10 protein-coding genes and 2 pseudogenes are annotated in these 7,991 nt (G+C 46.5%); 6 read left to right on the top strand and 6 right to left on the bottom strand.

Features of this window, described 5'->3' with window-relative positions:
- Together BLT91_RS29965 and BLT91_RS29970 are read left to right on the top strand one after the other, a co-directional pair.
- A partial coding sequence (locus tag BLT91_RS29965) for a TetR/AcrR family transcriptional regulator (RefSeq protein ID WP_217635307.1) occupies positions 1–622 on the top strand: 622 nt, incomplete at its 5' end.
- A 181-nt stretch (positions 623–803) separates the two neighbouring features.
- A pseudogene (locus tag BLT91_RS29970) lies at positions 804–1,001 on the top strand (hypothetical protein).
- A gap of 554 nt (positions 1,002–1,555) precedes the next feature.
- Here the strand turns inward: BLT91_RS29970 and BLT91_RS29975 are convergent.
- Both BLT91_RS29975 and BLT91_RS29980 read right to left on the bottom strand, forming a co-directional pair.
- Complete coding sequence (locus BLT91_RS29975) at positions 1,556–2,185, bottom strand: TetR/AcrR family transcriptional regulator (protein WP_217635308.1); 630 nt, start codon at positions 2,183–2,185, stop codon at positions 1,556–1,558.
- Between the two features lie 9 nt (positions 2,186–2,194).
- Entirely contained in the window at positions 2,195–2,839 is a 645-nt protein-coding gene (locus BLT91_RS29980; protein WP_090827866.1) for a peroxiredoxin-like family protein, read from the bottom strand.
- 1,035 nt (positions 2,840–3,874) lie between these two features.
- Here BLT91_RS29980 and BLT91_RS29985 point away from each other — a divergent pair.
- Positions 3,875–4,354, top strand: coding sequence for a C40 family peptidase (locus tag BLT91_RS29985; protein WP_090827872.1), 480 nt, complete (start codon positions 3,875–3,877; stop codon positions 4,352–4,354).
- Positions 4,355–4,605: 251 nt separating this feature from the next.
- Here the strand turns inward: BLT91_RS29985 and BLT91_RS33340 are convergent.
- The 3 genes and pseudogenes from BLT91_RS33340 to BLT91_RS32460 form a co-directional block, all read right to left on the bottom strand.
- Positions 4,606–4,873 (bottom strand): annotated as a pseudogene (locus BLT91_RS33340) (IS3 family transposase); the annotation flags it as partial.
- Positions 4,874–5,376: 503 nt separating this feature from the next.
- Complete coding sequence (locus tag BLT91_RS32455; protein WP_217635309.1) at positions 5,377–5,673, bottom strand: TetR family transcriptional regulator C-terminal domain-containing protein; 297 nt, start codon at positions 5,671–5,673, stop codon at positions 5,377–5,379.
- Entirely contained in the window at positions 5,598–6,005 is a 408-nt protein-coding gene (locus BLT91_RS32460) for a TetR/AcrR family transcriptional regulator (RefSeq protein WP_217635310.1), read from the bottom strand. The genes BLT91_RS32455 and BLT91_RS32460 overlap by 76 nt, the downstream gene beginning before the upstream one ends.
- Positions 6,006–6,118: 113 nt before the next feature.
- Here BLT91_RS32460 and BLT91_RS33740 point away from each other — a divergent pair, with 113 nt between their 5' ends.
- The 3 genes from BLT91_RS33740 (at position 6,119) to BLT91_RS32465 (ending at position 6,646) form a co-directional block, all read left to right on the top strand.
- The gene (locus tag BLT91_RS33740) at positions 6,119–6,244 is read left to right on the top strand and encodes a hypothetical protein (RefSeq protein ID WP_302847580.1); all 126 of its coding nucleotides are present in this window, start codon (positions 6,119–6,121) and stop codon (positions 6,242–6,244) included.
- Between the two features lie 53 nt (positions 6,245–6,297).
- On the top strand, positions 6,298–6,396 hold the full coding sequence (locus tag BLT91_RS33345) for a hypothetical protein (RefSeq protein WP_254777212.1): 99 nt from the start codon (positions 6,298–6,300) through the stop codon (positions 6,394–6,396).
- Between the two features lie 124 nt (positions 6,397–6,520).
- On the top strand, positions 6,521–6,646 hold the full coding sequence (locus BLT91_RS32465; protein ID WP_217635311.1) for an oxidoreductase: 126 nt from the start codon (positions 6,521–6,523) through the stop codon (positions 6,644–6,646).
- A 994-nt stretch (positions 6,647–7,640) separates the two neighbouring features.
- Here BLT91_RS32465 and trxA read toward each other — a convergent pair.
- Positions 7,641–7,964, bottom strand: coding sequence for a thioredoxin (gene trxA / locus BLT91_RS30000; protein WP_090819948.1), 324 nt, complete (start codon positions 7,962–7,964; stop codon positions 7,641–7,643).
- Positions 7,965–7,991: the final 27 nt, after the last annotated feature.

The following is a 7,991-nucleotide window of genomic DNA, read 5'->3' on the forward strand; positions in this document are numbered from 1 at the left end:
AAGGAGAATTGATATGAAGCAGGAACAAGGTTTAACAAAAAAAGGAAAGGAAACGCGTGCTCGAATCGTCGCCGCTGCGGCCAAACTGATGTTTGAACGTGGAGTAGCTGGTACAACCGTCGAGGATGTGCAGCGGGAGGCTCAGGTGAGTGCTTCGCAGCTGTACCATTACTTCGAGGAGAAGCGTGACCTCGTTTTGGCGGTCGTTGTGTATCAGACTGAGTATGTGCTGGCTTCGCAGGAGCCTCTGCTGAGCCACTTGGACAGCATGGAAGCACTGCGATCCTGGCGCAATGCGATTGTGCAACTCCAAATTGAGCGTCAATACCACGGTGGATGTCCAATCGGTGCGCTCTCCAGCGAATTATCAGAATCGGACCAGGCTGCTCGTACTGAGCTCGCGGCCGGGTTCATGCAGTGGGAACACTCCATCCGCAACGGACTACGCGCAATGTATGACCGCGGCGAACTGAGAACCCATGCCGATCCGGATGATCTGGCACTGGCTCTACTGACGGCTCTTCAAGGCGGACTTGTTCTAACTCAGGTGCGCCGGGAAACCAGGCCGCTTGAAGTTAGTTTGGACGCCATGCTTGCACATATCGGTTCGTTCATCGTTTGATGTGGACCATATTTTGTAAGACAATATCCCGGCCATGAGAGCCGGAAGCTCAACTGATACAAAAGCAGTGGTAAGCATTTAATAGGGATAATCTTCTCGTAAGATGTACAACAACGACAGAAAACTTGAGCATATCCTCACTATCTGCTGGGGGTATTGCCGTGAATAGGGTGTGATGACCATGCTCCGTTGTCCGAACTGCAATTCCAAAGACATCGGCAAAATAGGCTCTCATCAATTTTACTGCTGAGGCTGTTATATTGAATTGACCGTGAAGGGCGACAAAATGTCTGTTTTTCAAGTAGAGGAAGACGGTACGCTCAGCTCGCTGGACGACCTCTTTTTCGAAGAGGAAATGCCTGAAGTTCACGCTAATTGATTTTTATGCTTGACCGTTTGGAAATTGTACTGACACCACTCGCAACATATGGATTAAAATTGGAACTTAATTTTTTCTAGAATCCGTGACGCTGTATTACTTCAAGGTTCTAAAAGTGACCTGTATGTTAAAAGTGGAGTTTCACCACACCGACTCTTGTAGTTTGTGATTAGTGGGCGGGATGACATAGACCGTTGCATTAACACATTAGGGTGGTGTTCGGGGGAAAACTTTCGTTCCACTCAATGCCGCATATCGTGTTGATCGTTACTCATTCTCCATGTCATTACCTGTATAAGCCAGAAGGCCGCGCCGCGATATACTCACTTCACCATTGTGTATATATTCATCGTATACGAGATCCCAAACATTATTATCCCCGAACAAGAGACATTAGGACCGCCTCCTCTGCCGAGCAAAGCTGAAAAACGAAATATCCTCCCTTCATTTCGTAAGAATGAAACTACATTGCAGCATCATTAAAAAGTATCGAACGACATCTTGTGCTGTGTGCGTGACGCTTCGGCATATCCGCCTTATCATCTGGCGGCACATCAGACGACAAACGAACGAATATGCGCAAGCATAGCGTCCAGTACTGCTTCGAGCGGACTCGTCTCCTTGCGGCACTTTGTAAGAAGAAGGCCTCCCTGAAGAGCGGTCAACAACGCCAACGCGAGGCCGTCAGGATCGGCATCGGCTCTCAGCTCGCCGCGCTCCTGCATCGTACGAAGTCCTCTGCGAATGGAGTGCTCCCACTGCATAAATCCGGCTTCGAGCTCGCTGCGAGCCGCCGCGTCCATATCCGACAGTTCGCTGGCAAGCGAGCCGATCGGACAGCCCCCTTGGTATTGCCGTTCAATCTGAAGCTGGACCATCGCATCGCGCCAGGCTCGCAGCGCTTCCATGCTGTCCAGATGGCTCAGCAGAGGCTCCTGGGCATCCAGCACACACTCCGTCTGATACACTATGACCGCCAGAACGAGCTCTCGCTTCTCCTTGAAATAGTGGTACAGCTGGGAGGCGCTGACCTTGGCCTCCCGCTGCACCTCTTCCACGTATGTCCCGGCAACGCCGCGCTCAAACATCAGTTTGGCCGCGGCGACGATGATACGCGTGCGCGTTTCTTTACCCTTTTTCGTCAGCCGCTGCTCTTGTTTCTTGACTTCCATTACGTTTTCCATACATGACTCTCAGAGTTTCTGTAATTGATCGATGATTTCCTGTGACTCCATCCGTTTCATGAAGTCCGGGTTGACATGCGCGCGGCGGACGATTCCTTCTTTGTCGATAATAAATGTCGCAGGTACCGGCAGAATCCAGCGATCGGTTTTATTGAACTCGGTCAGATCCAGACCGAACTTATTTTTGAAGACGTCCTGAAGGTAATCGGGCACTTCATACAGTATTTTGTAGCTGTCGACGACTCGGCCGTTCGAGTCACTCAGCACTTGGAAGGTCAGTTCCTCCTTCTCCTTGTGAGACAGCGAGTTGTCGGGGCTTTGCGGAGTGACGGCGATCAGCTGGCCGCCGAGCTTCTCAATCTCCGGCAGCAATTGCTGGTAAGCACGAAGCTGGATATTGCAGAAGGGACACCAGCTGCCGCGGTAGAAGGTCAGGACAACCGGGCCTTTCGCAAGCTCGTCATACAGGTTCACTGGCTCACCGAGCGGATTGGCCAGCGTAAAATTCGGGGCTTTATCCCCTTCCTTCAACCCGAAAATGATACCGGACTGCTGTTGCTCCTGAATATGCCGAAAAATCTCCGATTGCACCTCTGCAGGCGCGGTGGCAATAAAACCTTCCTTCGTTTGATCCAATTGTTCTTTAACCGACATGGTACAACTCTCCTTTAAATTAATGTTATTGGAGTAGTTACTCCATTAATTCATGATAACGTCATTTTTATGGATTGTCAACTCCATTTTTGTTAAATTACAAAAGCATAAAAAAGAGGCTTCATTGTGTGGCTACGGATTTTCGAGGAACCCAACATCCTTTTTCAAAGATGCTTGGGTTTCTCTTTCTTTATGAGGGATGTTTGATAATGAGCGCTTGTTCCGTCACATTCCGCCCCCCTTCGTAATCGGCAAGAGTGAAACGTTTCTGTTCATAGCTGTATTCCAAATCGTGCTGGGAGTTAAAGACATTAATTTCAATTAAAGAACTTTACTGCTCAAACACCAACAACACAACGTGTCCATGTTAATACTTCATTCTTCCTCTCCGAATGTCAGCTGCTCCCATTCTTCAAGAGTCATTCCATTCTGTATTTGAAATCCTTCAACTTCAGCAATCCGAACCCAAGCATCTCGCTGTCTATTTGCTCATTTACCTTTTTCCTGCCGGCAAGCGTCCATAGTTCTATATTCATTCGTCTGTACAGACAATAACCGGACGTCGCCGGATTTTACGCATGCGATCTCCAGTGTAGTGTTATCGATATCAGCAAGGCTAGACAAAATTGTAGCCTTACGGGTTACGGCGGCAGAAAACTGATGAAGGCTCTGTGCTCTATCACCTCAATCAACAGCTCGGATAGCTCCGTCAATGATTCCGTTTCAAGCGACCACTTCAATTATCTCGAAACGATCCGTCATATCGCTTTTGGAAGAAGGCTGTTCGCTCGTTTCCGGCATAAATCGCCCAATGCTGGAAAAGAAAACACTTCCCATTGCAAACTGAACATTTTTTTCAAGCCCTTTCCCGACCGCGAATTCTCATGAAATTCTAATAAAGGGGGAAAAAGCTAAGCTTGGCTTATGGTTATGGAACACCTTCCAATTTCATACATATTTCGATGTGATATAGTATATTTGTCGGCAGCAACAACACAACAATAATCACACACCTAGGAGGAACTTGCCATGAGAATGAACCGTCTCACGAAAACGTTACTTGGAGGTAGCCTCAGCTTAGCTTTATTGACGACAGGAAACTTGGTAATCGGAGCGCCTCAAGCTCATGCTGCAACAGTTTCCGCTTCTTCCCAAGCCAATAACGTAGTAGCAACGGGTCAACGATTCTTGGGAGTTCGTTATCAATTCGGAGCACCTTCTGGAAATCCTAATTCATTCGATTGTTCTTCCTTTACGCAGTATGTATTCCAACAAAACGGAATTAAAATTCCGCGCAACTCTAGACAGCAATCCCAAGTGGGGACTTATGTACCTCGGAGCAAGCTGAAGCCGGGTGATCTGGTCTTTTTCTACTCCCCGATTCATCATGTTGGCATTTATATAGGAAACGGCAAAATGATCAATACCTACGGTAAAGGCGGGGTAACGATCACCGATATCAACAGCGGCTGGTGGAACGAGCACTACACTACGGCTCGCCGCGTTATTCAATAATTAAGGTCGGAAAAAGAAAGCTCTCCGCAGCTTTCTCACATTAATCTGGACCTTTTGTCAAAGACACTTAAAAAAAAGCCTTCAAGAGTAAGGCAGCCGACAAAAGATGTTTCCTGTATTGAAAGAGGCACAATCTCCTCAAGTTTTTGAGGAGATTGTGCCTTTTCTCTGTAAAATTAAGATATTAAACCAAGTAGGTGAATGAGATTATCCAACAATAAAAATCCATTACTTTAAGTCCCTATATATAGCAAATAGGCCATCTCTGTGCGGCCATACGGAAGATAGGTGATATCGGTAAGCAATGCAAGCCCCGGTACACCTAGTCTGAAATCTCTCTGCAAGTGGTTAGGAAGGGGTCGATGTCCCTGCTTGCCTTGGCCATGAGCTTGTATGGGTTGGGTTTTCTATGAGGGCATACGAGGTTAATTTCTTCATGAGCCTGCGGATTCTTTTCAGGTTATACATGATGCTAAACTTTTTCTCAAGTATCATTTTGATGGAGCGAGCCTCTTTTTTGAAACCCTTTCAATGGAAGACCTTCTTGATCAGTTCTGCCGCTTTGGCATAAAACGAGCCCGCTCTAAGCTTCTTCATTAAATTGCTTCTTGCTCATATTATCCACTCCGCTGCTTACTCAAGTATACAAAAAGGTACCCACAGCCTGAAACCTTTTTTCTAAGTGTCTAGTCTATGGGCAAAGTGATTGCGCTGATCCTGGACCGTCTCATTTAAATAAATTGAATGAAAGATACCGCTGCTTCATAATAAAATACAAAGGTGGAGAACAGTTTTTGTCTCCACCTTTGTGAATATATTCATCGTATACGAAATCCAAACTTTATTATCCCCGAACAAAAGGCATTGGGACCGCCTCCTCTGCAGGAGCAAAACAGAAAGACGAAACTTCCTCCTCATAATGTATTTTTTTAATAAATACAGCATCATTAAAAAGCATCAAACGACATCTTGTGCCGTTTGAAATACGCTTCAGCATATCCGCCGCATTTTCTGGCGGCACATCAGATGATGAACGTGCGGATATGCGCAAGCATGGCGTCAAATACCACTTCGAGCGGGCTCGTCTCCTTGCGGACTTGCGTAAGAAGAAGGCCGCCCTGAAGGGCGGTCAGCAGCGCCAGCGCGAGAATGTCCGGATCGGCATCGGCTCTCAGCTCGCCGCGATCAATCATCGCGCGAAGTCCTCTGCGAATGGAGTGCTCCCACTGCATAAATCCGGCTTCTAGCTCGGTACGAGCTGCCGAGTCCGTATCCGCCAGCTCGCTGGCAAGCGAGCAGATCGGACACCCCCCTGGCATTGCCGTTCAATCTGAAACTGAACAATCGCATCGCGCCAAGTTCGCAGCGCTTCCATGCTGTCCAGATGACTCAGCAGAGGCTCCTGGGCACTCAGCACTTGTTCGGTCTGATAAACAATGACCGCCAGAACGAGCTCTCGCTTCTCCCTGAAATAATGGTACAGCTGGGAGGCGCTGACCTTAGCCTCCTGCTGCACGTCTTCCACGCTTGAACCGGCAACGCCGCGATCAAACATCAGTTTGGCAGCGGCAGCGACGATACGCGCGCGCGTCTCTTTTCCCTTTATCGTCTGCCGCTGCTCTTGATTCTTGATATTTATTAAGTTTTCCATACATGTAGTAAAACAAAAATAGAGTTGACAATCCAGAAAAATAACGTAATGATTGGCCAAAAAAAAATGGATCAAACAACTCCAATATTAATTTTAAAAAGGAGCGTTGTACAATGTTAGTTAAAGAACAATTGGATCTAACGAAGGAAATGTTTATCGTCACGCACCTGAAGAGGCCCAGTCGGAAGTTTTTCGGCACATTAAGGAGCAACAGCAGTCCGGTATCGCGTTCGGTTTAAAGGAAGGGGATAAAGCGCCGAATTTTACTCTGGCCAATCCACTCGGCGGGCATTTGAATCTTTATGACGAGCTTACGAAAGGCCCGGTTGTCCTTACCTTCTACCACGGCAGCTGGTGTCCCTTCTGTAATATCCAACCCTCCAGGTGCTGAGCGATCCGAACAGCCATGTCGCCGATAGCTACAAAATTCTGTTTAAATTGTCCGAGTCCCTTCAAAATGTTTTCAAAAATACGTTTGGGCTGGATCTCACCAGTTCAATAAAACCGATCGCTGGGTGCTACCGGTTCCTGCGACGTTTATTATCGACAAGGAAGGAATCGTTCGCCGCGTGCAGGTCAACCCGGACTTCATGGATCGTATGGAGCCTCAGGAAATCATCGATCAATTAAAGAAGCTCTGAGAAAAGCATAAAAGATATACCCCCTTGTGAGACCTCAGATTGTGAGAAACCCAACGTCCCTTTAGAGATGTTGGGTTTCTTATTCACTGGAAGAATTTGATGTGCCTTGTTGCTCAAGCCGAATGATATCGGCCTATTGTGCTTCATTTCCAGCGATAGCTCCATGTTCTTACTGTTTCCATATGTTCAGCAATCACTCTCGTCTACTCGAAGTACTCTAAAATGAGTGAGTGAAGTGAAACGGCATTTTCTTTGTACGAAGGAATTGAAGAAGGAAAATGTGGAGATGGAGATCTCAGGTTACCTGCGATCGGTTATGGTTATAAAATCCAAAAAGGCGTTCTTTCGGAGCTGCTACTACGGCCTTGTTCATTAATACTGGATAAAGCTTTCCAAATCCAGATCCAGTAATGATAACCGCAAGCACGACATGTCACAGAGAATGAGCGATACTTAGCATCAAAAACGTTCGAGCAAATAAAAGTAAACCAAAACCAAAGGGAATTAGTGTAGTTTTAAAAAATTCAATTGACCGTGTGACAAAAGTTCCTCCCAAGAAAATTGCAACTAAAGAAGCCGATATTATGTATCCGACCGTTGATGCAACGCCAAAATGATTATCCGTAATAAAAAACAGCCAGGTTAGTAGGAATGGCGGTAAAATGAATTAGCATTCCTGTTGTCGCCAACCTGATAGCGTAGCGTACACTTTTAAAGGCAATCTTGCCGCCTTCCCACGATCAATATTTGATACAGCTCGTGAAAGCATTACTTTCGGAATAAAGAAAAGCACCAGGATCACGAGAATTATCGCGTAGGAGTAAGTAACTCCGAACTTTTATCTTCAAATATAAATGCCTGGGCTGGAGAATTCCAACCACAGGCTTGAATTTAAGAGAATTTTCCTCTATTAGTAAATCTTCGTTTGGCTCATTTTCAATTCTGGTCGGCAAATAGCGCCATCACTTGGCCGACCAGTTCCGAATCACTTCGATCACTTTGTTTGGCTGTCAATCCAAGCCTTAATCTGGTCTTTCGAACGATAGCCGGAAACTTGATCGATGGCAACTCCATCTTGAAACAAAATGAGGGTTGGAACTCCCATCACGGCAAAGTTTCCGGTGGTTTGCAGATTGTCGTCGACATTGATTTTTGCAACTTTCAATTGATCTCCAAACTCAGACTCGAAATCATCCAATACTGGAGACAACATTTTGCAAGGACCGCACCAAGTCGCCCAAAAATCAACCAATACGGTTCCTTCCTGTTTCTCCACTTCCGTCTCGAATGTTTGATCCGTCACATGTACAATAGCCATTTCGATTCCCTCCTGTTTTTTGGTTCT

This window comes from Paenibacillus sp. yr247, from assembly GCF_900103825.1.
In the GTDB taxonomy this organism is placed as follows: Bacteria; Bacillota; Bacilli; order Paenibacillales; family NBRC-103111; genus Paenibacillus_E.

What these genes read in the sequence shown, in the direction of transcription:
- BLT91_RS29975 (WP_217635308.1), bottom strand. Translation starts at nt 2,185, where the DNA reads ATGGAAAACGTAATGGAAGTCAAGAAACAAGAGCAGCGGCTGACGAAA.
- BLT91_RS29980 (WP_090827866.1), bottom strand. Translation starts at nt 2,839, where the DNA reads ATGTCGGTTAAAGAACAATTGGATCAAACGAAGGAAGGTTTTATTGCC.
- BLT91_RS29985 (WP_090827872.1), top strand. Translation starts at nt 3,875, where the DNA reads ATGAACCGTCTCACGAAAACGTTACTTGGAGGTAGCCTCAGCTTAGCT.
- BLT91_RS32455 (WP_217635309.1), bottom strand. Translation starts at nt 5,673, where the DNA reads ATGCCAGGGGGGTGTCCGATCTGCTCGCTTGCCAGCGAGCTGGCGGAT.
- BLT91_RS32460 (WP_217635310.1), bottom strand. Translation starts at nt 6,005, where the DNA reads ATGGAAAACTTAATAAATATCAAGAATCAAGAGCAGCGGCAGACGATA.
- BLT91_RS33740 (WP_302847580.1), top strand. Translation starts at nt 6,119, where the DNA reads ATGTTAGTTAAAGAACAATTGGATCTAACGAAGGAAATGTTTATCGTC.
- trxA (WP_090819948.1), bottom strand. Translation starts at nt 7,964, where the DNA reads ATGGCTATTGTACATGTGACGGATCAAACATTCGAGACGGAAGTGGAG.